This window comes from Nocardiopsis sp. YSL2, from assembly GCF_030555055.1.
In the GTDB taxonomy this organism is placed as follows: Bacteria; Actinomycetota; Actinomycetes; order Streptosporangiales; family Streptosporangiaceae; genus Nocardiopsis.
Genome location: NZ_JAMOAO010000001.1, coordinates 1,602,060 through 1,624,793 on the forward strand (window position 1 = coordinate 1,602,060; position 22,734 = coordinate 1,624,793).

The window sequence follows — 22,734 nt, forward strand, 5'->3', positions numbered from 1 at the left end:
GAAGGAGGGCGGCCCCGGTGCGACGGGGTGCCGGTCAGCCGACGCCCTTGCTGAGTGAGCCCAGCAGGTCGCGGTTGAGCTGGGAGATCGTGTCCAGCGGAATGCCCTTCGGGCAGACCGCGGCGCACTCACCGATGTTGGTGCAGCCGCCGAAGTCCTCCTCGTCGTGCTGGTTGATCATCTTCACCACGCGCGAGGCCCGCTCCGGCTGGCCCTGCGGGACCATGCCGAGGTGGGTGACCTTCGCAGCGGTGAACAGCATGCCGGAGGCGTTCGGGCAGGCCGCCACGCAGGCGCCGCAGCCGATGCAGGTCGCGGCGTCGAACGCGCGGTCGGCGTCCGGCTTCGGGATCGGGTTGGCGTGGGCGTCCGGGGCGGTACCCGTCGGGGCGCTGATGTAGCCGCCCGCCTGGATGATGCGGTCGAACGCGCCCCGGTCCACGACCAGGTCCTTGATGACCGGGAATGCCTTGGCCCGCCACGGCTCCACGGTGATGGTGTCGCCGTCCTTGAAGCTGCGCATGTGCAGCTGGCAGGTGGTGGTGACCTCCGGGCCGTGCGCCTCGCCGTCGATCACGACGCCGCAGGCACCGCAGATGCCCTCGCGGCAGTCGTGGTCGAAGGCGACCGGGTCCTCGTTCTCCAACGTGAGCTTCTCGTTGAGAACGTCGAGCATCTCCAGGAAGGACATGTCCGGCGAGACGTCCGTGAGCTTGTAGGTGACCATCCGGCCCTCGTCGTCACGGCCCTTCTGGCGCCACACGCGCAGGGTGATGTTCACTTGTAGCTCCGCTGCTTCATCTCGACGTACTCGTACTCCAGGTCTTCCTTGTGGAGTACGGGCTTGCTGTCCTCGCCACCGAACTCCCAGGCCGCGACGTAGGCGAACTCGTCGTCGTGACGCAGCGCCTCACCGTCCTCGGTCTGGCTCTCGGCGCGGAAGTGGCCGCCGCAGGACTCGCGGCGGTGGAGGGCGTCGATGCACATCAGCTCGCCGAGCTCCAGGAAGTCGGCCACGCGGCCGGCCTTCTCCAGGGCCTGGTTGAGCTCCTCGTTCTCACCGAGCACCTTGACGTCGCGCCAGAACTCCGCCTTGAGCGCGCGGATCAGCTCGATGGCCTTGGACAGGCCCTCCTCGCTGCGCTCCATGCCGCAGTACTCCCACATGATGTGGCCGAGCTCCTTGTGGAAGGAGTCGACCGTGCGGGAGCCCTGGATGGAGAGCAGCTTGTCGATGCGGGAGGTGACCTGCTCCTTGGCCGCGACGGCCTCGGGGTGCTCCTCGTCGATGGCCTCGAAGGGACCGGCGGCCAGGTAGTCGTTGATGGTGTTCGGCAGGACGAAGTAGCCGTCCGCCAGACCCTGCATCAGCGCACTGGCGCCCAGGCGGTTGGCGCCGTGGTCGGAGAAGTTGGCCTCACCGGTCACGAACAGGCCCGGGATGGAGCTCTGCAGGTCGTAGTCGACCCACAGCCCGCCCATGGTGTAGTGCACGGCCGGGTAGATGCGCATCGGAACCTCGTACGGGTTCTCGCCGGTGATGCGCTGGTACATGTCGAACAGGTTGCCGTACTTGGCCTCGACGGCACTGCGGCCCATGCGCTCGATCGCGTCGGCGAAGTCCAGGTAGACGCCCAGACCGCCGGGGCCCACGCCGCGGCCCTCGTCGCACACGTTCTTGGCGGCGCGCGAGGCGATGTCACGCGGCACCAGGTTGCCGAAGGCCGGGTAGATGCGCTCCAGGTAGTAGTCGCGCTCGGCCTCGGGGATCTGCCGCGGGTCGCGGTCGTCCCCGCCCTTCTTCGGCACCCAGATGCGGCCGTCGTTGCGCAGCGACTCGCTCATCAGGGTCAGCTTGGACTGGTACTCGCCGCTGACCGGGATGCAGGTCGGGTGGATCTGCGTGTAGCAGGGGTTGGCGAAGAGCGCGCCCTTGCGGTGCGCGCGCCAGGCGGCGGTGACGTTGCAGCCCATCGCGTTGGTCGACAGGAAGAACACGTTGCCGTAGCCGCCGGTCGCCAGGACCACCGCGTCGGCGAAGTGCGTCTCGATCTCGCCGGTGACCATGTCACGGGCGATGATGCCGCGCGCCTTGCCGTCCACCACGATGACCTCGAGCATCTCGTGGCGGGTGTTCATCTGGACGGTACCGGCGGCGACCTGGCGCTCCAGCGCCTGGTAGGCGCCGATGAGCAGCTGCTGACCCGTCTGGCCGCGCGCGTAGAAGGTGCGGGAGACCTGCACGCCGCCGAAGGAGCGGTTGTCGAGCAGACCGCCGTACTCGCGGGCGAAGGGCACGCCCTGGGCCACGCACTGGTCGATGATCTCGACACTGGTCTGGGCCAGGCGGTAGACGTTCGACTCGCGGGAGCGGAAGTCGCCGCCCTTGACCGTGTCGTAGAACAGCCGGTAGATGCTGTCGCCGTCGTTGCGGTAGTTCTTCGCCGCGTTGATGCCGCCCTGGGCCGCGATGCTGTGCGCGCGCCGCGGGCTGTCCTGGTAGCAGAAGGACGTGACGTTGTAGCCGGCCTCACCCATGGTGGCGGCGGCGGAGGCACCGGCGAGCCCGGTGCCGACGATGATCACGGAGAGCTTGCGCCGGTTCGCGGGGTTGACCAGTTTGGCCGAGAAACGGCGCTTGTCCCAGCGCTCGTTGATCGGGCCCTCCGGGGCCTTCTCGTCCCGGATCGGGGCGCCCTCGATGTAGAGATCGTTGTCAGACAATTAACTCACCAGTCCAAAGGTGACCGCCAGGGGCGGGAGCAGGAAGCCGACGGTCACGATCAGCGAGATGCCCACGGCGATCGCGTTGATCGTCCCCTGCCGGCCGGCCTTGTTGACACCGAGGGTGGCCAGGCCACTCCAGATGCCGTGCCGCAGGTGGAAGCCGACCGCGATGACGGAGGCCACGTAGAACAGCGTCACGAACCAGAACTCGGGCTGGAAGCCGTTGACGAGCCGCTCGTAGGGACTGTCGGACGCGCCGCCCGGCGCGATCGCGTTCACGGTCAGGTGCAGGATGTGGAAGATCACGAAGAGCGCGACGAGCACGCCGCCCCAACGCATGGTGTAGGACGCGTAGGTGCGCTGCACCCGCTTCTTCACCTGGTAGCGCTCGGCCGCGGGGCGGGCCCTGCGGGCGCGGGCCCACAGCGTCACCGCGGAGTAGATGTGGATCAGGACGCTCGCCAGGAGGACGAGGCGGAAGATCCACAGGAAACCGCTCTCGGGAAGGAGCGGGTATCCGAGCTCGCGCAACGAGTGCGCGTAGCCGTCGAAGGCCTCCTGCCCTGAGAAGATCTTCAGGTTGCCGTACATGTGCACGATCAAATACAGCACAAGGATCGCCCCGGTGACCGCCATTGCTGACTTGAGCGCCACCGTGGACCCGTAGGCCGTAGACCGCTTCTTGGTCAAGGTACTGTTCGCCACAGTCTGCCACTCTAAATTTGGGTTAAGTCCGACGTCCAAGTCATCAGGACCCTGGTGTCCATAGCCGTAGGCTATGAAGCATGCAGTTCCAACAGCTCGCCTACTTCGTCGCTGTGGCCCGCACACGCCATTTCACCCGCGCAGCCGAGCTTTCGCGCGTCGCCCAGCCGAGCTTGAGCAAACAGATCCGCAGTCTTGAGCGCGAGTTGGGCGCGCCGTTATTCAGTCGTGCCCGGGGGAATATCACACTCACACCGGCGGGCGAGGCACTGCTGCCGCTGGCCCAGCGCATGCTCACCGACCTGGAGACCGCCCGCCGCGAGGTGGCGGAGCTGGCCGGCGTACGCCGGGGCCGCGTGCGCCTGGGCGCCACCCCGTCGCTGTGCGCGGGGCTTCTGGCCGACGTGCTCTCGGACTTCCATACCCGCTTCCCCGGTATCGAACTCCAGGTGGAGGAGAGCGGTTCGCGCGACCTCGTCCGCGACCTCGGGCGCGGTGAGCTCGACCTGGCCCTGATCATCCTGCCCCTGCAGAGCAGCGACCCGGACTTCTCCACGACACCGATCCTGCGGGAGAACCTGGTGGTGGCCAGCCCGAAGTCCCAGCCCTCTCCCAACGGCCGGGCGTCGATGCGCATCACGGAGCTGGAGGGGCGCCCGCTGGTGATGTTCCGGCGCGGCTACGACGTGCGCGAGGCGACGCTGCGCGCGTGCCGGGCGTCGGGGTTCGAGCCGCTGCTGGCCGTGGAGGGCGGGGAGATGGACGCGGTCCTGCGGTTCGTCGAGGCCGGGCTGGGGCTGGCCGTGGTCCCGAGCATGGTGCTGAAGAACCGCTACGGGCTGCGGGGCACGCCGCTGGCGCGCCCGCGCCTGCTCAGGACGGTCGCGCTGGCGCGGCGCCAGGACGTGGTGCCCTCGCACTCGGCCGAGGCGTTCCAGCGCCACCTCTACGGGTACCTGCTGGGCCTGACCCCGGAGGAGCTGGGCCCGGACCTGGAGGTGCTGATCACCAGTGCCGAGACGCGCGCCGAGGGCCGGGACCACGGCGAGGACGACGCGCCCGGCACGGGCGGTACGGGCGGAACGCACGACGGAGACGGCCCGGAGGGGACGACGGGCACCGGGGCACCGCGGTAGGACGGGGCGCACGGGCGCACCGGGAGGCGCGGTGAGCGGAGAACCGGAACCCCAACGGCCACATCCATTACCATCCGCCCACCATTACCACAAAACACTCATACGGCTAAATACCGCCACAGACAATGACACACATGAACAAATAAGCGTGCATGAGTGGCCTATTTCACATTCATATCTTTCCCGTTCCACCCCCAACGGGACGTGACCGTGATCACAACGCCCTAGCGTTGCGTTGCAGACCGGTTCGCTTCTGCTTCTCCCTCAGCCGTCCAGCACACGCGGAGAGCAGCCACGGCCACCAGCGGCGGTCCCGCGTCCCGCCCGCATGGCCGAGGCCCTCTCCACAGGAGGTGGAGACCACGGTGACCTCGACAGACAGCACGCGCCCCGGCGGCGGCCGGGTGCGCATCCCCCAGCGCACACTGCGCACGGACCAATGGTGGCTGGGCCCCGTCCTCACGACACTGGGGCTGGCCACCTTCGTCGTCTACGGCGCGGTGCGGGTCTTCCAGCAGGACCACTACTGGGTCCAGGAGCACCACTACCTGACTCCGTTCTACTCACCGTGCCTGGCGCAGCAGTGCGCACCGGACGCGGCACTCTTCGGCCGGCTCCCCTTCGAGTTCCCTTTCTTCCTGCCCTATGCCTTCCTCAGCCTGCCGATCCTGCTGCTGTTCCGGGTGACCTGCTACTACTACCGCAAGGCCTACTACCGCTCGATCTGGCAGGCGCCCACCGCGTGCGCCGTGCGCGAGCCGCACCGGTCCTACACCGGTGAGACCCGTCCGCTGATGCTGCCGCAGAACGGCCACCGGTACTTCTTCTACGTCGCCTTCGCGATCACCGTGGTCAACACGTGGGACATGGCGGTCGCCTACGGCCACGGCAGCGACGGCGGGTTCGGCATCGGGGTCGGCAACCTCGTCATGCTCGCCAACGTGGTGCTCCTGTGGGGCTACACGCTCAGCTGCCACTCCTGCCGCCACGTCTTCGGCGGGCGCCTGCGCAGCTTCGGCCGCCATCCCGTCCGGTACTGGCTGTGGTCGCGGCTGTCGGTGCTCAACAACCGGCACATGTGGTTCGGCTGGTTGAGCATCGCGTCCCTGATGATCACGGACGCCTACATCGCGCTGGTCGCCAGTGGCACCATCACCGACCTGAGGATCATCAACTGAGCACCGGGGAAGGACACCAGCCAGACATGCCCCCCACCACGGAACCGGACATCACCCGCTACGCCTACGACGTCGTGGTGATCGGTGCGGGCGGAGCCGGGCTCCGCGCCGCCATCGCCGCCCGCGAGCAGGGAAAGCGGACGGCTGTCATCTCGAAGTCGCTCTTCGGCAAGGCGCACACGGTCATGGCCGAGGGCGGCGCGGCGGCCGCCCTCGGCAACGCCAACGCCGACGACACCTGGACCGTGCACTTCCGCGACACCATCCGCGGCGGCAAGTTCCTCAACGACCCGCGCATGGCCGAGCTGCACGCCCGCGAGGCACCCGAACGCATCCTGGAGCTGGAGTACTGGGGAGCGCTGTTCGACCGCACTCCCGACGGGCGGATCAGCCAGCGCAACTTCGGCGGCCACGAGTACCCCAGGCTCGCCCACGTGGGCGACCGGACCGGCCTGGAGATGATCCGCACGCTGCAGCAGCGGATCGTCGCCCTCCAGCAGGCCGACGCCGCCGAGACGGGCGACCCCGACGCGATGCTGCGGGTGTTCGCCGAGACCGCGATCACCGAACTGGTCACCGACGCCTCCGGAGCGGTGGCCGGGGCCTTCGGCTACCGCCGCGCCGACGGCGGGTTCGTGCTCTTCGAGGCCCCGGCGGTCATCCTGGCCACCGGCGGCATCGGCAAGGCGTTCCGGACCACGTCCAACTCGTGGGAGTACACCGGTGACGGCCACGCGCTGGCGCTGCGGGCCGGCGCGGGTCTGATCAACATGGAGTTCGTGCAGTTCCACCCCACGGGGATGGTCTGGCCGCCGTCGGTCAAGGGCATCCTCGTCACGGAGTCGGTGCGCGGCGACGGCGGTGTCCTGCGCAACTCCGAGGGACGCCGCTTCATGTTCGACTACGTGCCGGACGTGTTCCGCGCGCAGTACGCGGAGTCGGAGGAGGAGGCCGACGGCTGGTACACCGACCCCTCGGGCCACCGCAGGCCGCCGGAGCTGCTCCCCCGCGACGAGGTGGCCCGGGCGATCAACTCCGAGGTCAAGGCCGGACGCGGGTCGCCGCACGGCGGGGTGTTCCTGGACGTGTCCACGCGCATGCCCGCGGAGGAGATCCGGCGCCGGCTGCCGTCCATGCACCACCAGTTCAAGGAGCTGGCGGACGTGGACATCACCGCCGAGCCGATGGAGGTGGGACCGACCTGCCACTACGTGATGGGCGGGGTACGGGTGGACGCCGACACCGCCGCCTCCGACGTCCCGGGGCTGTTCGCCGCCGGTGAGGTGGCGGGCGGCATGCACGGGTCCAACCGGCTGGGCGGCAACTCGCTGTCGGACCTGTTGGTGTTCGGCCGCCGCGCCGGACTGGGCGCCGCCGCCTACGTCGACGGGCTGGACGGGCGGGCCCCGGGCGAGGTACTGGACGAGGCCGCCTCGCGGGCGGTCGCGGACGCGCTGGACCTGCTCAAGCAGGGCGACGGCGAGAACCCCTACACCCTGCACGGCGAGCTCCAGGACACAATGAACGACCTGGTCGGCATCATCCGGCGCGAGGGCGAGATGGAGCGGGCGCTGACCCGGCTCGACGAGATGGTCCGGCGGGCGCGGCTGCTGAGCGCGCCCGGCGAGCGGGTGTACAACCCGGGCTGGCACCTGGCCCTGGCCCTGCCCAACATGCTCGTGGTCTCACGGGCGATCACCCGGGCGGCGCTGGAGCGCACGGAGTCGCGCGGGGGCCACACGCGCGAGGACCATCCGGACATGGCGCCGGAGTGGCGGCGGGTGAACCTGGAGGTGCGGCTCGGGCGGGACGGCGACGTGGAGCTGTCGCGGCGTCCGGTCGCCGACATCCCGGCCGAGCTGATGTCCGGGTTCGGGCACGACGAGCTGGCCAAGTACCTGACCAAGGAGGAACTGCCCGAGGAGGTCGGCGGGGGCGCCGGGACGGCCGCGACGGGGACCGCGGACGGCGGGGCCGGCGGCACGGACGAGGCGGAGGAGACGGACGGCGGGAACGACACGGGCGGCACGGACGGATCGACCCAGGAGGACCGGTCATGAGCAAGCGGACGTTCCGGGTGTGGCGGGGTGCGGGCGAAGGCGCCCTGACCGAGTACGAGGTGGAGGTCAACGAGGGCGAGGTCGTCCTGGACGTGCTGCACCGGCTCCAGGCCACCCAGACCCCCGACCTGGCCGTGCGGTGGAACTGCAAGGCGGGCAAGTGCGGGTCGTGCTCGGTCGAGATCAACGGCCGCCCCCGGCTGTCGTGCATGACGCGGATGAGCGTCTTCGAGGACGACGAGGTGGTGACGGTGACGCCGATGCGCACCTTCCCGGTCATCCGGGACCTGGTGTGCGACGTCTCGTACAACTACCAGAAGGCACGGGAGATCCCCTCGTTCACACCGGATCCGGAGACCTCTCCCGGTGACTTCCGGATGAAGCAGGTGGACGTCGAGCGCTCGCAGGAGTTCCGCAAGTGCATCGAGTGCTTCCTGTGCAACAACGTGTGCCACGTGATCCGCGACCACGAGGAGAACAAGGAGCACTTCTCGGGCCCCCGGTTCCTGATGCGGGTGGCGGAGCTGGAGATGCACCCCGAGGACACCGCGGACCGGCGCCGGATCGCCGACGAGGAGTTCGGCATGGGCTACTGCAACATCACCAAGTGCTGCACGGAGGTGTGCCCGGAGAACATCCACATCACCGACAACGCCCTCATCCCCCTCAAGGAGCGGGTGGCCGACCGCAAGTACGACCCCCTGGTGTGGCTGGGCTCGAAGATCGGTCGGCGACCGAAGGACACGCCGATCGCTCCCCACACCCGGCGCCCCGCCAAGGGGACCTGAACCGGGGACCCACCCCCGGAGCCCGTGGCCGGAGATCCCCCTCCGGCCACGGGCCTCTGCGCCCCCGCTCCCGCCGTCGCCCCGCAGGCGGCGGCCCGCGGGGCGTCGGGAAGGCCGTGCCTGGACGCGGGACACTACCGCCGCAGAGTGCTCACGACGGGTTTCGGGACCAGAAGGCGTCCAGCCGCTCGGTGAAGCCCGGTGCCGCGGCGACGAAGTGGCCGGCACCCGGATACACACCGCGCTCACCGCCGAGCGCGGCCGCGAGAGCGTCGCAGATCCGCTCGAACGCGGCCGCGTGGCCCCCGGAGGCGACCAGCACCGGGACGCCGGCGGCACGGATCGCGTCGAGCCGCGGGCGCGCCTGGCTGGGCGGACGGTTCCCGTGTGCCCGCCGGACGCTCGCGACCACGCCCTCGGAGAGCGGCCCGTCGCCGACGGAAGCACCCACGAGGCGCAGGAACGCACGCAACTCGGCCGGGTCGGCGTCCATCCCGTGGGTGAGGGCCGCGTCGCCGATGCGCTCCAGCCGCGCCACCTCCGGGTCGTCGGGGACGAGGTAGTGCAGCGGCGGCTCGATCAGGGTGAGCGAACGCGCGCCACCCGGTACGGCGGCGGCCGCGATCAGCGTCCCGAGTGCACCGTAGGAGTGGGCGACCACGTGCGGACGGCCCACGAGCAGCGGTGCCAGGTCCCGCGCGTCCTCGTCGAAGTCCTGGCGCACGCGCGGTGGCGGACTCGGCGAATAGCCGCGGCGGTGGACGCGGGCCAGGGTCCACCGTTCGGCCAGCGGGGCCAACACGCCCCACGTCGTCCGCGGTCCGGCACCGCCGTGCACGAGCAGGACCTCCGGCCCGGATCCTTCACGCACCACCGCGATGTCGCCCACCGGGCGAGCATAGCGCCGCGCCCCGGGCCGCGGCCGCCGCGGGGGCGGCACCGCGAACGGGAGTCCCCGACGGGGTCCTCGTCATTCGTGCAGTCCCGCCAGCCTCGACCCGAGGCGGGCGATGAGGGCGGTCTCCTGGGAGTGCCTGCTCTCCTCCCAGCGGTCGGCGACCCCGAAGAGCCGGTACATGGCGTGCACACCGACCCACCGGAGCGGTTCGGGCTCCCACCGGCCGGAGTCGTGGTCGTTCCAGGGCAGCCGGGTGAGCGGGGTGTCGCGCCCGGCCGCGCGGTCCAGGAGGGTCCGCGCCGCCAGGCGGGTCGCGGTCACGCCGTGGCCGGCGAACCCGCGCACGACACCGACGCGCGTCCGGGGGTCGAAGAAGACCCCGGCGCACCAGTCCCGGGTCACGCCGATCGCCCCGCGCCAGGCGTGGTCCACGGTGAGGTCCACGCCGGGGAAGAAGAACCGGAGCCGGTCGCGCAGCGTGCGCACCGTGCGGGCGTCGACCACCCCCGGGCCGGGGGTGCCCGAGGCGTAGGCGTAGGGCGTCCCGCGCCCCCCGATCGCGATGCGGCCGTCCTCGGTGCGCTGGGCGTAGACGAAGGTGTGGGCCGCGTCGCCCAGGCACTCGCGGCCGTCCCACCCGATGCGTTCCCAGACGGCGTCCGGGAGCGGGGCCGTGACGATCATCGAGGAGTTGACGGGGATGACCTCGCGCCGGCCCAGGCCGGGCACGTCGCCCTCGACCTGCACGGAGTGGGCCTCCAGGCAGCACAGGACCGTGGTGGCGCGCACGTCGCCGCGGGTGGTCGTGACCCCTCCGGCTCCGACGCGCGTGACGCGGGTTCCCTCGAGCACCCGCACGCCCCTGCGTTCCACGACGCGCGCCAGGCCCCGGATGAGCTTGGCGGGGTCGACCCGGGCGGTGGGCCGGTAGTGCAGCCCGCCGAGTGCCGGGGCGACGGCCACGCGCTCGGCGACCCGGTCGGCGTCGAGGAGGTCGAGTTCCGACGCGCGGTAGCCGTGGGCGAGGTGCGCGGCGTGCGCCCGCTCCAGCCGTCTCAGCGCGGCGGGGGTGGTCGCGATCTGGAGGTGGCCGCCCTGGTGCTGGTCCGCGTCGATGCCCTCCTCCGCCAGGACGCGCAGGGTGTCGTCGATGGTCGCGTTCATCCGGCGCTGGAAGGCGCTGACCTCGGCGACGCCGTCGAGGCCGCGTGCGCGCGCGGCCCTGGCGTAGACGGCGCGGTTGCCGGGCAGCAGCGTGGACATCCAGCCGCCGTTGCGTCCGGAGGCGCCGTAGCCGACGTGCTCGGCCTCCAGCACGGTGATGGTCCGGTCCGGGTCCTCGACGGCGGCCTGGTAGGCGGCCCACAGGCCGGTCAGTCCGCCGCCGACGACGACGAGGTCCTGCGGCTCGTCGGGAAGCGGCGCGGACCCGCGGTCGGGGACCGCCGCGCAGGGGCCGGCGGGCGGCGCGGAGGCGCTCGTGGACGGTGGCCGGGAAGGTTCGGCGGCCGTCGCGGCCGGCGGCCCTGACGCCCGCATCCAGTGCGAGACCTCGCCGTTGCGATAGGTGGTCATCGGTGTCTCCCGTCGTGTGCGCCGACGGCCCGGACGGCGGGCGGCCGGAAGGTGACCGCGTGCCGAACCGGTCGCGGTGCTCAGTACGTGGGCGGGGCGATGGCCCAGAGCACCCTGGCCTCGTCGCGTCCGGACGTCTCCACGACACGGTGCGACTGGCTGCTGCGGTAGTGGACGGAGTCGAGGGCGCCGAGCCGGTGGCGCTGGTCGCCGACCAGCACCTCCACCTCGCCGGACAGGACCAGGAGCAGTTCCTCGGAGTCGCCGTGGGTGTAGGGCTCCACTCCGGTGGAACCGCCCGGGGTGAAGTGGCCGAGGAGGACTTCGAGGTGGTCGAAGGCGGACGGCGTGAGCTTGACCTTGGTCGCGCCCTCGCCGAAGGCCATGCCGCGGGTGTCGCGGAAGCGCAGGACGGCGCTGGCCGAGGCCGCCTCCTGGTCGAAGAGGTCTCCGACATTGAGCTTGAGGACCGCGCACAGTCGTTGGAGGGCGCGCACGCTCGCGTTGGCCTGGTCGCGTTCGATCTGCGAGAGGTAGCCCTCGGTCAGTCCGGACCGGTCGGCCACGTCCCGAAGCGTGAGCTGGAGGGCTCGCCTGCGGCGGCGGAGCCGGGCGCCGATACCGGCGGAGGACGCGTCGTTCACCACGGTGGTGAATCTAACAGCTCTTTACGATCGCGACAATGCTCTTCGGTGACAGTACAGATTTCTTTAGTCAGTGAGCCTGGCACGCCATGCGGCGTGTCAGGGACCGTGCCCAGTGGATCGCTCACACGGATGGGGGCGGCGGCGCGGCCCGTCGCGCGGGAGCGCCGACCATCGGGAGGTGACCCGGGTCAGAAGCCCCGGGAGGCCCAGTCGTCCAGGTGGGCGGCGGCCTCGGCGATGGTCGTGGACTCACCGTGCCCGGGGTGGACGACCGTCTCCCCCGGCAGGACCACGAGGTGGTCGCGGATGGAGGCGATGATCGTGGGGAAGTCCGAGAACGGCTGACCCGTCGCCCCCGGTCCGCCGGGGAAGAGCGTGTCGCCGGTGAAGACCACGCCGAGGTCGGCCGCGTACAGGCTCACTCCGCCCGGGGTGTGTCCCGGCGTGTGCAGGACCGACAGCTCGATGCCGCCGACCCGCAGCACCTCGCCGTGCAGCAGGGGGGCGTCGGGCTCCCGCGCGGGATGGACCTGGTGCCACAGCTCGGCGTCGTCGGGGTGGAGCAGGATGGGCGAGTCGGTGAGGTCGGCCAGGGCGACCGCCGCGTCGACGTGGTCGCTGTGCCCGTGGGTGGACACGATGGCCATCAGTTCGCGGTCGCCCAGCCCTCGGGCGATGGCCTCGTGGTCGTGGGCCGCGTCGATGACGATCGCGTGCTCGCGGTCGCCCACGATCCACACGTTGTTCTCGACGTCGAACTCGCCGCCCTCCAGGCTGAAGATGCCGGAGGTCCGGAGGCGCTGGACGGAGGAGGAGTCACGCACGGGTTCACCACCTGACGTCAGAGGAGATGACCGGGAGATACCCCAGTCCTGCTGGTCCTGCCACGTCGACCTTATCTCCCGGACCGGGCCCGCACACGCGTATCCCCGCCTCAGTGCCCGCCGGGCTCGAAGTTGCGGCGCAGGGCGTAGGGCTGGATGAGCCCGAGGCCGTGCGCGTGACGCGCCCGGACCTTGACCACCTGGAGATCGTCGTCGTCGGTGAGGCTCTCGGCCAGGGCGTCGTCGATGAGGACGGTGCCGGGCCGGGCGAAGGAGGTCAGGCGGCTGGAGCGGTTGACGGTGGTGCCGAAGACGTCCCCGTGCAGGGTCAGGACCGGACCGTAGGCCACGCCGACTCTGACGTCGGGCACCTCCACGTGCGTCTTGACCCCCGAGGCCAGGCGCAACGCGATGTCGGCGGCCTGCTGGGGGGCGTCGGCGACGTAGAGGACCTCGTCGCCGAGCGTCTTGACCACGCGTCCGCCACCGGAGGCGACGATGTCCGCCGCGGTGGCCTCGAAGCCCTCCACGACCTCGGCCAGCTCGACCTCGTCGAGCTCGCGGCTGAGGGTGGTGAAGGAGACGAGGTCGGCGAACCCGACGATCAGCGGGTAGTAGTTGGGGACGACGTCGTCGCCGTTGGACATCACCGCGAGCGTGCGGGCGGTGGACGCGGCGAGTTGGCGGCGCCAGATGTGCAGCAGCAGCCGCTCGACGTCCGGCAGCAGCTCCTTGACGTGGTTCATCAGCGGGCTGGCGGCGGAGGTGTCGCCGTCCTTGAAGATGAGGGTGCTCAGGATGCTGGTCTGCCAGTCGGCCAGCCGCGCCATCGTCTGCCCCATGGCACGGGCGAAGCGGACCACGCCCTCCTCGTCCAGCACGCCTTCCTGCAGGAGCGAGTTGGTGATGCGCAGGGCCTCGACGTCGCTCTCGGCGAAGATGACGGAGTCGTCGCCCAGGGCGGGGAAGCCCAGAGCGCGCCAGACGCGCCCGGCGAGTTCGGGCTCGGCACCGGCGAGTTCGATCGCCTGTTCCCTGGTGTAGACCGCTTCACCGCCGAGCAGGACGGTTTCGATCGCTTTCGGGTCAGGACGCGACGGCATTCGTTCTCTTTCACAGGACCGTCCCCACGGTCGTGGGGAGCGAGCACTTCGTCATCCGGCCGACGGTGCGGGACCGGCTCCGTACCAGTTTACGCCCGCGGTTACTCCCCGCGAGGGGGTGGGCGCTCACCGGGGGCGGCCGGTCATTCCCTGGAGTCCGGGGGAACGTCCGGTCTCCGGACCGTGTGGACGGCGTTGACCTGGCGGTAGATCTCGGACTGGAACCACTGGGGTCTCGGCACCCGACGCAGGACCATGCCCTCCTGCTCGGACGCCGACTGTACGGACAACGTTCCGTACCGCATGAGGCGTTCCCAGAGCGAGATGGCGAAGGAGACGTCGTTGACCCTGCTGAGGGGGATGTCCCGCCCCTGTCTGGACACGATGCCGTCGCGCATCATCAGGCGCTGGTTGGTGAGGATGTAGACGGTGGTCGACCACTGGAGCAGGGGGACGAGCCAGAAGACGATCGCGGCGACCAGCCCGACGCCCAGTACCACGGCCATCGCGGCCAGGCTCCAGTCCTGGTCCCACGGGACGAACCACAGCGCGGCTCCGACGACAGCGACGATGAGCAGCAGCGCCACGAACTCGCCCACCAGAACGGTCCAGTGCTGGCGGACGACGTGGACGAGTTCCTCGTCGTCGGAGAGATATCGGTCCGCGATAGCCATAACGGTGATCATGGCACAAGCCGCCCCGGCGCGGGAGGGCGCCGAAGGCCGCTTGTGGACAACCGCGGGGAGGCCCTCAGCCCCCCGGACGCACGTGGACGACGTCGCCCGCGCTCAGCGCGGTCCGCCCCTCGGGGCCGTCGACCAGCAGGCGGGCGTCGCCGTCGACGCCGGCGGCGACCCCCTCCAGGAGTCCGTCGCCGGGCAGGTGGACACGGACCCTACGGCCGATGGTCACGCAGAGTTCACGGTAGGCCGCCGCCAGGCCGCACGCGCCGGCGTCGCCGCCGGCGGCCGACCAGGGGGTGTAGAGCTCCTCGAACTCGCGCAGCAGCTCGGTGAGCAGGCGGCCCCGGTTCAGGTCGATGGCGCCCTCCCCGCGGAGGGAGACCGCGGTGTCCACGGGCAGCTCGGAACGGTCCTGGGAGACGTTGAGGCCGATGCCCACGACCACCCCCAGCGAGTCCGGGGCGGAGAAGTCCGCCTCGGACAGGATGCCCGCGAGCTTGCCGTCGTTCTCGGCGATCCCGTGGCCTCCGGCCTCCCCAGCGTCCCCGAAGCCCCCGGCGCGCTCCGCGGCGGGGACGAGGACGTCGTTGGGCCACTTCAGCACGGCCGCCACGCCGGTCACCCGCCGTACGGCCACGACCGCGGCCACGCCCATGATCACCGGGATCCACCCCAGCGCGTTGGTCGGTACCCGGGGGCGCAGCAGGACGGAGAAGGTCAGCGCCGCCCGGTCCGGCGTGGTGAACACGCGCCCCAGGCGACCCCGTCCGGCGGTCTGGTGCTCGGTCACCAGAACACTGCCGTGCGGTGCGCCCCGCCCGGAGCGGGCGACCAGTTCGGAGTTGGTCGATCCCACGGCGGGCACCACCTCGACGCCGCGCCACATCCCGCCGGGCCGGACGAGTGCGGCGCTGAGCGCCTCGGCGTCGAGGGGCGGGCGCGGGAAGGTTTCGGTGTCACTCGGCATGCCTCCATTACAGCAGCGCCGGAACCCGCACCGGAAACCGATGTGCCCCGGAAGGCCCCCGGTTACCCTGAAACCAGCACAGCGATGATCGTGGGTTGCTACGTTCGGTGACCGGAGGTGACGCGGCAGATGAGTATCGCGGAAGCGGAAGCAGAAGCGGAGACAGTGGTGGACACCGTGCCGTCCCACTGGGAAGTCGTGTTGCGCGCCTGGGAACAGTTGGACCTGCCCGAGGGCTGGCGGGCCGAGATCATCGAAGGCGACATCCACATCGTCACTCCCCCCGAGGACGAACACAGCGAGATCATCGACCAGCTCCAGACACGCCTCTTTCGCGAGAAGTTCCGCGACGGGAGCCGAATCAGCGAGTGCACTGTTCACCAGAACATCGACCTGCGCATCCCGGCACACGGCGGTCTGTACATACCGGACCTGGTGATCCTTCCGGGCCGGATCTTGGACCGCGCCCACGAGCATTCCGCCGCCGACGCTCTCCTTGTGGTCGAGGTCACGTCGAAAAGCACGGCGGACAGGGACCGCAAGGCCAAGCTCCGGGGTTACGCGCACGCACACATTCCCCTGTATCTCCTGGTGGACCGCTGGGACCTCACCACCGGGCGTGGAGAAGTCACGCTCTTCTCCAGCCCCGAGGACGGTCGGTACACCGACATCACCAAGGTCCCGTTCGGCAAGGAGATCCACCTGCCCGAGCCGTTCGACCTCACGCTGGACACCTCCGGGTTCCCGGCCTGACCGGAGTCCGTCCCACGAACGGCACGACGGCGCCCCCGCACCCGGACGGGTACGGGGGCGCAGCGGATCACGGGTTCCGCGCGAGCGGTCAGCCGGTGTTCTGCAGTCCGGCGGCCACGCCGTTGACCGACAGCAGGAGCAGCCGCTCCAGGTGCTGCTGGTCCTGCTCCGACAGGGAGTCGGCCTCCTCGCCGCGCAGGGCCTCCAGGGCCCGCAGCTGCAGGTGCGAGAGCGCGTCCACGTACGGGTTGCGCAGGTCCACGGCGCGCGAGAGCACGGCGCGGTTCTCCAGCAGGCGGCTGTGACCGGTCACCTTGAGCACGAGGTCGCGCGTGCGGTCGTACTCGGCCAGGACGCGCTCGCTCAGCTCCTCACGGCCGCCCAGCGCGAGGTACCGCTCGGCGATGGTGCGGTCGGTCTTGGCCAGGCTCATCTCCGCGTTGTCCAGCAGCGACGCGAACATCGGCCACTCGCGGTAGGCGGCCCGCAGGACGTCCAGGTCCTCCACCGCGGCCAGGCCGGTGCCCAGACCGAACCAGCCGGGCAGGTTGACGCGGGTCTGCGTCCACGCGAACACCCACGGGATGGCGCGCAGGTCGCCGAGCCCGCGGGCGGCGCCGCGGCGTGCCGGGCGCGAGCCCAGTCGCAGCTCGCCCAGCTCCTCCAGCGGGCTGACCCGGGAGAACCACACCGCGAACTCCTCGGTGTTGATGAGCTCCAGGTACGCCTCCTGGGCGGCGGCCGCGATGCGGTCGGCGTGGGGCCGGTACCGCTCGGCGGCGGCGCGCTCGCGCTCCTGCACGTCGTCGGTGGAGGCCATCAGCACCGCGTGGCCGACCTGTTCCACGTGGCGGCGGGCGATCGCCGCCTGGCCGTAGCGGGCGAAGATGACCTCGCCCTGCTCGGTCACCTTGAAGCGGCCGCCCACGGACCCGGGCGCCTGCGCGAGCAGGGCGCGGCTGGCCGGACCGCCGCCGCGGCCGAGGGAGCCGCCGCGGCCGTGGAAGAGGGTCAGGCGCACGTCGTGCTCGGCCGCCCACGCCGCCAGGCGCGCCTGGGCGTCGTACAGGCGCAGGGTCGCGCTCACCGGGCCGACGTCCTTGGCGGAGTCGCTGTAGCCCAGCATGACCTCGACCCGCCGGTCGGACTCCGCGAGCCGCCGCTGCACCTGGGGCAGCTTGAGCATGCCGTCGAGCACGTGCGGCGAGGCGTCCAGGTCGGCGCCGGTCTCGAACAGCGGGATGACGTCCAGGACGATCCGCCGCCGCTCCCCCAGCGCGTACTCGACCAGGTCGTACACGGCCTCGATGTCCTCGGCCGACCGGGTGAAGCTGACGATGTAGCGGCGGCACGCCTCCACGCCGAAGCGCTCCTGGATCCAGGCGATCACCCGGATGGTGTCCAGGACCTCTTCGGTGCGCTCCGAGCGCGGTCCGCCGGCCCGCAGTTCGGCGAGCGCGGCCGCGTGGACCTCGCTGTGCTGGCGGATCTCCAGTTCGGCCAGGTGGAAACCGAAGGTCTGCGCCTGCCAGATGAGGTGCTGGAGCTCGCCGTAGGCCTGGCGGACGGCGCCGGCCGCCACGAGCGAGTCCTGGACCAGGCGCAGGTCGGCGAGGAAGGCGTCGGCGTCCGGGTAGGCCAGGTCGGCGTCGCGCTCACGGGTGGCGCGCAGCCTGGCCGCGGCCAGCAGCAGGAGCTGGCGGTGCGGCTCGTTGGGCGAACGCCTGGTGATCTGCGCCATCAGCGCGGGATGGCCCGCCTTGCCGCTGGTGAGCGCGTCGAGCAGGGCCGGGGCGGCCGGAGTGAGGTTCGAGTACGCGGTGAGGGTGCGCGCGACGCGGTCGCAGGACCTCTCCAGGCCGATCAGCACGTGCTCGGACTGGATGTTCATGGCCTCGCGTGTCACCTCGGCGGTGACGAACGGGTTGCCGTCGCGGTCGCCGCCGATCCAGGTGCCGTAGCGCACGAACGGGGTCGCGCGCGGGGGGCGGACACCGGTTCCCTCGGGGTCGACGGCCGTGTCGAGCGTCCGGTACACGTGCGGGATGACGTCGAAGATCGTCTCGTCGAACGCCGCGAGCGCGGTGCGCACCTCGTCGAGCGGGTCGAGCTTGGTGTAGCGCAGCTGCGAGGTGCGCCAGAGGAGGTCGATCTCCTCCAGCAGGCGCCGGTGCGCCTCGGCGGCGGCGGAGCTGCCCTCGTGGGAGGCGTGCCAGGCGTCCAGCTGGGCGCTGATCCGCAGGATGGAGGTGGAGACGGCGCGGCGGCGGGCCTCGGTGGGGTGCGCGGTGAGCACGGGGTGGAACTCCATCCCCGCGATCAGTTCGTCGAGCCGCTCCTCTCCGCCGTCGGCCTCGCGGATGGCGCGCACGGCCGCCGCGAGCGACTCCCGGGGCGGGTTCGCGGCGTCGTCGCGTTCGCGCAGGGCGCGCATGCGCTGGTGTTCCTCGGCCAGGTTCGCCAGGTGGAAGTAGACCGTGAACGCCCGAGCGACCTGCTTGGCGCGCTCCAGCGGCCACGCCGCGACGATCTCGGTGATCTCCTCCGTGGTGACCGCGCCGTCCCGGGCACCGATCACGGCGTGCCTGAGCCGTTCGACGTCGGAGAGCAGGTCCGCTCCGCCGCTTTCGGCGAGGACCGTTCCGAGCATCTCTCCGAGAAGTTTGACGTCATTCCGGAGCTGCTCGGGGACTTCCTGTCGGGCACTGTCGCGTTCTGCGCTTACCGCTGTCATAGGCCCGACCATACAGAGATCGTGCACGTGGGCCGGTGCGCGGGGGTGTATTTTGACGGTTTTACCAACACGTTAATAATTGTTGCGTCCAGCCCGCCATGAACATTCGATCACGCCGTTTTCGGATCTGGGGCTGACCATTCCGCGTGTGCCCCGGAGGTGTCGCCGCACGTGGACCGCGCCGTGCGGGCCCCCGGGAAACCGTGGGCCAGGTGCCCGGCCGTCGGCGCCCGCGGGCTAACCTGAGCTGTTATGGCCAACGAAGCCCCTGAACCGCTGTCCGCGGCTGAGATCGACATCCACACCACCGCGGGCAAGCTCGCCGACCTGCAACGGCGCAGGTATGAAGCCGTCCATGCCGGGTCCGCGCGAGCCGTCGAGAAACAGCACGCCAAAGGCAAGATGACCGCACGCGAGCGGATCGACGCACTCCTCGATCCCGGCTCGTTCGTGGAGTTCGACGCCCTGGCCCGACACCGATCCACCAACTTCGGACTGGACCGCAACCGCCCCTACGGCGACGGCGTCGTCACCGGCCACGGCACGGTCGACGGACGCCCCGTCGCGGTCTTCAGCCAGGACGTCACCGTCTTCGGCGGATCGCTGGGCGAGGTCTACGGCGAGAAGATCTGCAAGGTGCTCGACCACGCCCTCACCAACGGGTGCCCCGTGGTGGGCATCAACGAGGGCGGCGGCGCGCGCATCCAGGAGGGGGTGGTCGCGCTGGGGCTGTACGCCGAGATCTTCAAGCGCAACACCCACGCCTCCGGCGTCATCCCGCAGATCTCCCTGATCATGGGTGCGGCGGCCGGAGGGCACGTCTACTCCCCCGCCCTGACCGACTTCGTCGTCATGGTCGACGAGACCTCCCAGATGTTCATCACCGGCCCGGACGTCATCAAGACGGTCACCGGCGAGGACGTGTCGATGGAGGAGCTCGGCGGAGCGCGCACCCACAACACCCGGTCCGGGGTGGCCCACTACATGGGCGCCGACGAGCAGGACGCCATCGACTACGTCCGGACCCTGCTCTCGCACCTGCCGGACAACAACCTGGAGGAGGTGCCGGTCCTGCCCGCGGAGTCCCCCGGGGGCGCGGAGGCGACCGAGACCGACCTGGCGCTGGACGCCTTCATCCCGGACTCGGCGAACCAGCCCTACGACATGAAGCAGGTCGTGGAGGCGGTGCTGGACGACGGCGACTTCCTGGAGGTCCACGCCCTGTTCGCCACCAACATCGTGGTGGGCTTCGGACGTGTGGACGGCCAGTCCGTCGGTGTGGTCGCCAACCAGCCGATGAGCTTCGCCGGCTGCCTGGACATCGACGCCTCCGAGAAGGCCGCGCGCTTCGTGCGGACCTGCGACGCGTTCAACATCCCCGTCCTGACCTTCGTGGACGTGCCCGGGTTCCTGCCCGGGACCGACCAGGAGTGGGACGGCATCATCCGCCGGGGGGCCAAGCTCCTGTACGCCTACGCCGAGGCCACGGTCCCGCTCATCACCGTGATCACCCGCAAGGCCTTCGGCGGCGCCTACGACGTGATGGGGTCCAAGCACCTGGGCGCCGACGTCAACCTGGCGTGGCCGACCGCGCAGATCGCGGTCATGGGCGCCCAGGGCGCGGTCAACATCCTGCACCGGCGCACGCTGGCCGAGGCCGACGACGTCGAGGCCGAGCGCACGCGGCTGGTCGGCGAGTACGAGGACACGCTGCTCAACCCCTATGCGGCGGCCGAGCGCGGCTATGTGGACGGCGTCATCATGCCGTCCGAGACCCGCGACCAGGTCGCCAAGGCGCTCAGGGCACTGCGCAACAAGCGTGAGCAGCTGCCGCCCAAGAAGCACGGGAACATTCCGCTGTGACCGGGCACGAGAACCCGCCCCACCTGGTCGTGGTCCGGGGCGAACCGACCGCCGAGGAGCTCGCGGCGCTCACCGCCGTGCTCAGCGCACGCGCGGCCGCGGCCGGGGCCGCCGAGGCACCCGTGCGCACCGCGCCCGCCTCCGGCTGGCGGGACCGCTCGCCGGGGCTGCGGACCCGGCTGCACCCCGGCCCCGGCGCCTGGCGCCGGAGCCTGCGGTGACGCCCCGTGCCCCTCGAACCCAGCACCGACTCGTCGAGCGTCCGGCGTGTGACCGTCCCACGCCACAGCAGGAGGATTTCCCACCGTGCGTAAAGTTCTGATCGCCAACCGCGGCGAGATCGCCGTCCGGATCGCCCGCGCCTGCCGCGACGCCGGCCTGGGCAGCGTCGCCGTCTACGCCGAACCCGACCTCGACGCGCTGCACGTCAAGGTCGCCGACGAGGCCCACGCCCTGGGCGGGTCCACCCCGGCCGACTCCTACCTCGACATCGCCAAGCTGCTGGCCGTGGCGGCCGAGTCGGGTGCCGACGCGGTCCACCCCGGCTACGGCTTCCTGGCCGAGAACGCCGACTTCGCCCAGGCCGTCATCGACGCCGGGCTCACCTGGATCGGCCCGCCCCCGTCCGCGATCACGGCCCTGGGCGACAAGGTCCAGGCCCGCCACATCGCGCAGAAGGTCGGTGCCCCGCTGGTGGCCGGCACGCCCGACCCGGTGGAGTCGGCCGAGGAGGTGGTGGCCTTCGCCGAGGAGCACGGGCTGCCCATCGCGATCAAGGCCGCCTTCGGAGGCGGCGGTCGCGGCCTCAAGGTCGCCCACACCCTGGCGGAGGTCGCGGACGCCTACGAGTCGGCGGTGCGCGAGGCCGTCACCGCGTTCGGGCGCGGGGAGTGCTTCGTGGAGCGCTACCTGGACCGGCCCCGCCACGTGGAGACCCAGTGCCTGGCCGACACGCACGGCAACGTCGTGGTGGTCTCCACCCGGGACTGCTCGCTGCAGCGCCGCCACCAGAAGCTCGTGGAGGAGGCTCCGGCCCCGTTCCTGAGCCCGGAGCAGAACGCGAAGCTGTACGCGGCGTCCAAGGCCATCCTGGCCGAGGCCGGGTACGTGGGCGCGGGCACCTGTGAGTTCCTGGTCGGGGTGGACGGCACGATCTCCTTCCTGGAGGTCAACACCCGGCTCCAGGTCGAGCACCCGGTGACCGAGGAGGTCACGGGCGTGGACCTGGTCCGGGAGATGTTCCGGGTCGCCGACGGCGAGGAGCTGGGCTTCACCGACCCCGAGGTGCGCGGGCACTCCTTCGAGTTCCGGATCAACGCCGAGGACGCGGGCCGGGGCTTCATGCCCGCGCCGGGCACCATCACCGAGCTGTCCCTGCCGGGCGGGCCGGGCGTGCGGGTGGACACCGGCTGCGAGGCGGGCTTCACCGTTCCGCAGGCCTTCGACTCCATGGTCGCCAAGCTGATCGTGTCGGGGCGGACCCGTACCGAGGCGCTGCAGCGGTCCCGCCGGGCGCTGGCGGAGTTCACCGTGGGCGGGATGCCCACGGTCCTGCCGTTCCACCAGGCGGTCGTGTCCGACCCGGCGTTCGCGCCGACCGACCCGGAGCAGGAGTTCGGGGTCTACACGCGGTGGATCGAGACGGAGTTCGACAACACCATCGCTCCGTGGACGGGCACGCCCGGCGAGGCCGGTGCGGCCGAGCGCGAGACGGTCACCGTGGAGGTGGGCGGCAAGCGCCTGGACGTGGTGCTGCCCGCGGGCCTGGGCGCCTCGGCCGCGGCGGCTCCGGGCCAGGCGGGCGGTGCGCGCCGCAAGCGCACCTCGCGCAAGGGCGGGTCGGGCGCCGCCGCGGTCAGCGGTGACGCGCTGGTCTCGCCGATGCAGGGCACCGTGGTCAAGCTGGTCGCCGAGGAGGGCGCCCAGGTCTCCGAGGGCGACACGGTCGTGGTCATCGAGGCCATGAAGATGGAGCAGCCGCTGACCGCCCACAAGGCGGGCACGGTCACCGGGCTGAAGATCGCCGCGGGCGAGACCATCGGCAACGGCGCGGTGGTCTGCGAGATCAAGGACGCGTAACCCGTCAGGAGGGG

Annotated in this window: 19 protein-coding genes; 8 read left to right on the plus strand and 11 right to left on the minus strand. The window is 71.0% G+C overall.

What is annotated here, in order from left to right; all coding sequences use genetic code 11:
* Nucleotides 1–34: 34 nt before the first annotated feature.
* The 3 genes from M1P99_RS06925 to M1P99_RS06935 are packed head-to-tail and all read right to left on the minus strand — an operon-like array spanning nucleotide 35 to nucleotide 3,381.
* On the minus strand, nucleotides 35–781 hold the full coding sequence (locus tag M1P99_RS06925) for a succinate dehydrogenase/fumarate reductase iron-sulfur subunit (protein ID WP_053615710.1): 747 nt from the start codon (nucleotides 779–781) through the stop codon (nucleotides 35–37).
* Entirely contained in the window at nucleotides 778–2,724 is a 1,947-nt protein-coding gene (locus M1P99_RS06930; RefSeq protein ID WP_304451829.1) for a fumarate reductase/succinate dehydrogenase flavoprotein subunit, read from the minus strand. Before M1P99_RS06930 ends, M1P99_RS06925 begins: the two co-directional genes overlap by 4 nt.
* Nucleotides 2,725–3,381 carry a succinate dehydrogenase cytochrome b subunit gene (locus M1P99_RS06935; RefSeq protein ID WP_304455608.1) on the minus strand — a complete coding sequence of 219 codons (657 nt, stop codon included), beginning with the start codon at nucleotides 3,379–3,381 and terminating at the stop codon, nucleotides 2,725–2,727. It abuts the gene before it with no gap.
* Between the two features lie 131 nt (nucleotides 3,382–3,512).
* On the opposite strand from M1P99_RS06935, the gene M1P99_RS06940 reads away from it, so the two are divergent.
* From M1P99_RS06940 to M1P99_RS06955, 4 genes are all read left to right on the plus strand, one after another.
* Complete coding sequence (locus tag M1P99_RS06940) at nucleotides 3,513–4,568, plus strand: LysR family transcriptional regulator (protein WP_304451830.1); 1,056 nt, start codon at nucleotides 3,513–3,515, stop codon at nucleotides 4,566–4,568.
* Between the two features lie 365 nt (nucleotides 4,569–4,933).
* Nucleotides 4,934–5,746 carry a hypothetical protein gene (locus tag M1P99_RS06945; RefSeq protein ID WP_304451831.1) on the plus strand — a complete coding sequence of 271 codons (813 nt, stop codon included), beginning with the start codon at nucleotides 4,934–4,936 and terminating at the stop codon, nucleotides 5,744–5,746.
* 26 nt (nucleotides 5,747–5,772) lie between these two features.
* Nucleotides 5,773–7,806 (plus strand): fumarate reductase/succinate dehydrogenase flavoprotein subunit, encoded by a 2,034-nt coding sequence (locus tag M1P99_RS06950; protein ID WP_304451832.1) that lies wholly within the window; start codon nucleotides 5,773–5,775, stop codon nucleotides 7,804–7,806.
* A complete protein-coding gene (locus tag M1P99_RS06955; RefSeq protein WP_304451833.1) occupies nucleotides 7,803–8,594 on the plus strand; it encodes a succinate dehydrogenase/fumarate reductase iron-sulfur subunit in 792 nt (263 codons plus the stop codon). The genes M1P99_RS06950 and M1P99_RS06955 overlap by 4 nt, the downstream gene beginning before the upstream one ends.
* A gap of 151 nt (nucleotides 8,595–8,745) precedes the next feature.
* Here the strand turns inward: M1P99_RS06955 and M1P99_RS06960 are convergent, their stop codons facing one another.
* The 7 genes from M1P99_RS06960 to M1P99_RS06990 form a co-directional block, all read right to left on the minus strand.
* Complete coding sequence (locus M1P99_RS06960; RefSeq protein WP_304451834.1) at nucleotides 8,746–9,483, minus strand: alpha/beta fold hydrolase; 738 nt, start codon at nucleotides 9,481–9,483, stop codon at nucleotides 8,746–8,748.
* An 81-nt stretch (nucleotides 9,484–9,564) separates the two neighbouring features.
* Nucleotides 9,565–11,067, minus strand: coding sequence for an FAD-binding oxidoreductase (locus tag M1P99_RS06965; RefSeq protein ID WP_304451835.1), 1,503 nt, complete (start codon nucleotides 11,065–11,067; stop codon nucleotides 9,565–9,567).
* An 80-nt stretch (nucleotides 11,068–11,147) separates the two neighbouring features.
* The gene (locus tag M1P99_RS06970; protein WP_304451836.1) at nucleotides 11,148–11,714 is read right to left on the minus strand and encodes an XRE family transcriptional regulator; all 567 of its coding nucleotides are present in this window, start codon (nucleotides 11,712–11,714) and stop codon (nucleotides 11,148–11,150) included.
* 188 nt (nucleotides 11,715–11,902) lie between these two features.
* Entirely contained in the window at nucleotides 11,903–12,538 is a 636-nt protein-coding gene (locus tag M1P99_RS06975; RefSeq protein WP_304451837.1) for an MBL fold metallo-hydrolase, read from the minus strand.
* 110 nt (nucleotides 12,539–12,648) lie between these two features.
* Nucleotides 12,649–13,641, minus strand: coding sequence for an adenylate/guanylate cyclase domain-containing protein (locus tag M1P99_RS06980; protein WP_304451838.1), 993 nt, complete (start codon nucleotides 13,639–13,641; stop codon nucleotides 12,649–12,651).
* Between the two features lie 143 nt (nucleotides 13,642–13,784).
* Complete coding sequence (locus M1P99_RS06985) at nucleotides 13,785–14,315, minus strand: PH domain-containing protein (RefSeq protein WP_304451839.1); 531 nt, start codon at nucleotides 14,313–14,315, stop codon at nucleotides 13,785–13,787.
* A 76-nt stretch (nucleotides 14,316–14,391) separates the two neighbouring features.
* Nucleotides 14,392–15,291 (minus strand): biotin--[acetyl-CoA-carboxylase] ligase, encoded by a 900-nt coding sequence (locus tag M1P99_RS06990; RefSeq protein ID WP_304451840.1) that lies wholly within the window; start codon nucleotides 15,289–15,291, stop codon nucleotides 14,392–14,394.
* Nucleotides 15,292–15,420: 129 nt separating this feature from the next.
* Between M1P99_RS06990 and M1P99_RS06995 the strand changes: the two genes are divergently transcribed.
* Nucleotides 15,421–16,044, plus strand: a complete 624-nt coding sequence (locus tag M1P99_RS06995; RefSeq protein ID WP_304451841.1) for a Uma2 family endonuclease — start codon at nucleotides 15,421–15,423, stop codon at nucleotides 16,042–16,044.
* Between the two features lie 88 nt (nucleotides 16,045–16,132).
* On the opposite strand, the gene M1P99_RS07000 is transcribed toward M1P99_RS06995, so the two are convergent.
* The gene (locus tag M1P99_RS07000; protein WP_304451842.1) at nucleotides 16,133–18,778 is read right to left on the minus strand and encodes a phosphoenolpyruvate carboxylase; all 2,646 of its coding nucleotides are present in this window, start codon (nucleotides 18,776–18,778) and stop codon (nucleotides 16,133–16,135) included.
* Nucleotides 18,779–19,030: 252 nt separating this feature from the next.
* Between M1P99_RS07000 and M1P99_RS07005 the strand changes: the two genes are divergently transcribed.
* The 3 genes from M1P99_RS07005 (at nucleotide 19,031) to M1P99_RS07015 (ending at nucleotide 22,720) form a co-directional block, all read left to right on the plus strand.
* On the plus strand, nucleotides 19,031–20,641 hold the full coding sequence (locus tag M1P99_RS07005; protein WP_304451843.1) for an acyl-CoA carboxylase subunit beta: 1,611 nt from the start codon (nucleotides 19,031–19,033) through the stop codon (nucleotides 20,639–20,641).
* Nucleotides 20,638–20,862, plus strand: coding sequence for an acyl-CoA carboxylase subunit epsilon (locus tag M1P99_RS07010; protein WP_304451844.1), 225 nt, complete (start codon nucleotides 20,638–20,640; stop codon nucleotides 20,860–20,862). Before M1P99_RS07005 ends, M1P99_RS07010 begins: the two co-directional genes overlap by 4 nt.
* 85 nt (nucleotides 20,863–20,947) lie before the next feature.
* Nucleotides 20,948–22,720 (plus strand): biotin carboxylase N-terminal domain-containing protein, encoded by a 1,773-nt coding sequence (locus tag M1P99_RS07015; RefSeq protein ID WP_304451845.1) that lies wholly within the window; start codon nucleotides 20,948–20,950, stop codon nucleotides 22,718–22,720.
* Nucleotides 22,721–22,734: the final 14 nt, after the last annotated feature.

Excerpts from the sequence above, each read along its gene's own strand:
- M1P99_RS06990 (WP_304451840.1), bottom strand. The coding sequence starts at position 15,291 with ATGCCGAGTGACACCGAAACCTTCCCGCGCCCGCCCCTCGACGCCGAG.
- M1P99_RS07005 (WP_304451843.1), top strand. The coding sequence starts at position 19,031 with ATGGCCAACGAAGCCCCTGAACCGCTGTCCGCGGCTGAGATCGACATC.
- M1P99_RS06955 (WP_304451833.1), top strand. The coding sequence starts at position 7,803 with ATGAGCAAGCGGACGTTCCGGGTGTGGCGGGGTGCGGGCGAAGGCGCC.
- M1P99_RS07000 (WP_304451842.1), bottom strand. The coding sequence starts at position 18,778 with ATGACAGCGGTAAGCGCAGAACGCGACAGTGCCCGACAGGAAGTCCCC.
- M1P99_RS06965 (WP_304451835.1), bottom strand. The coding sequence starts at position 11,067 with ATGACCACCTATCGCAACGGCGAGGTCTCGCACTGGATGCGGGCGTCA.
- M1P99_RS06985 (WP_304451839.1), bottom strand. The coding sequence starts at position 14,315 with ATGGCTATCGCGGACCGATATCTCTCCGACGACGAGGAACTCGTCCAC.
- M1P99_RS06940 (WP_304451830.1), top strand. The coding sequence starts at position 3,513 with ATGCAGTTCCAACAGCTCGCCTACTTCGTCGCTGTGGCCCGCACACGC.
- M1P99_RS06995 (WP_304451841.1), top strand. The coding sequence starts at position 15,421 with ATGAGTATCGCGGAAGCGGAAGCAGAAGCGGAGACAGTGGTGGACACC.
- M1P99_RS06980 (WP_304451838.1), bottom strand. The coding sequence starts at position 13,641 with ATGCCGTCGCGTCCTGACCCGAAAGCGATCGAAACCGTCCTGCTCGGC.
- M1P99_RS06950 (WP_304451832.1), top strand. The coding sequence starts at position 5,773 with ATGCCCCCCACCACGGAACCGGACATCACCCGCTACGCCTACGACGTC.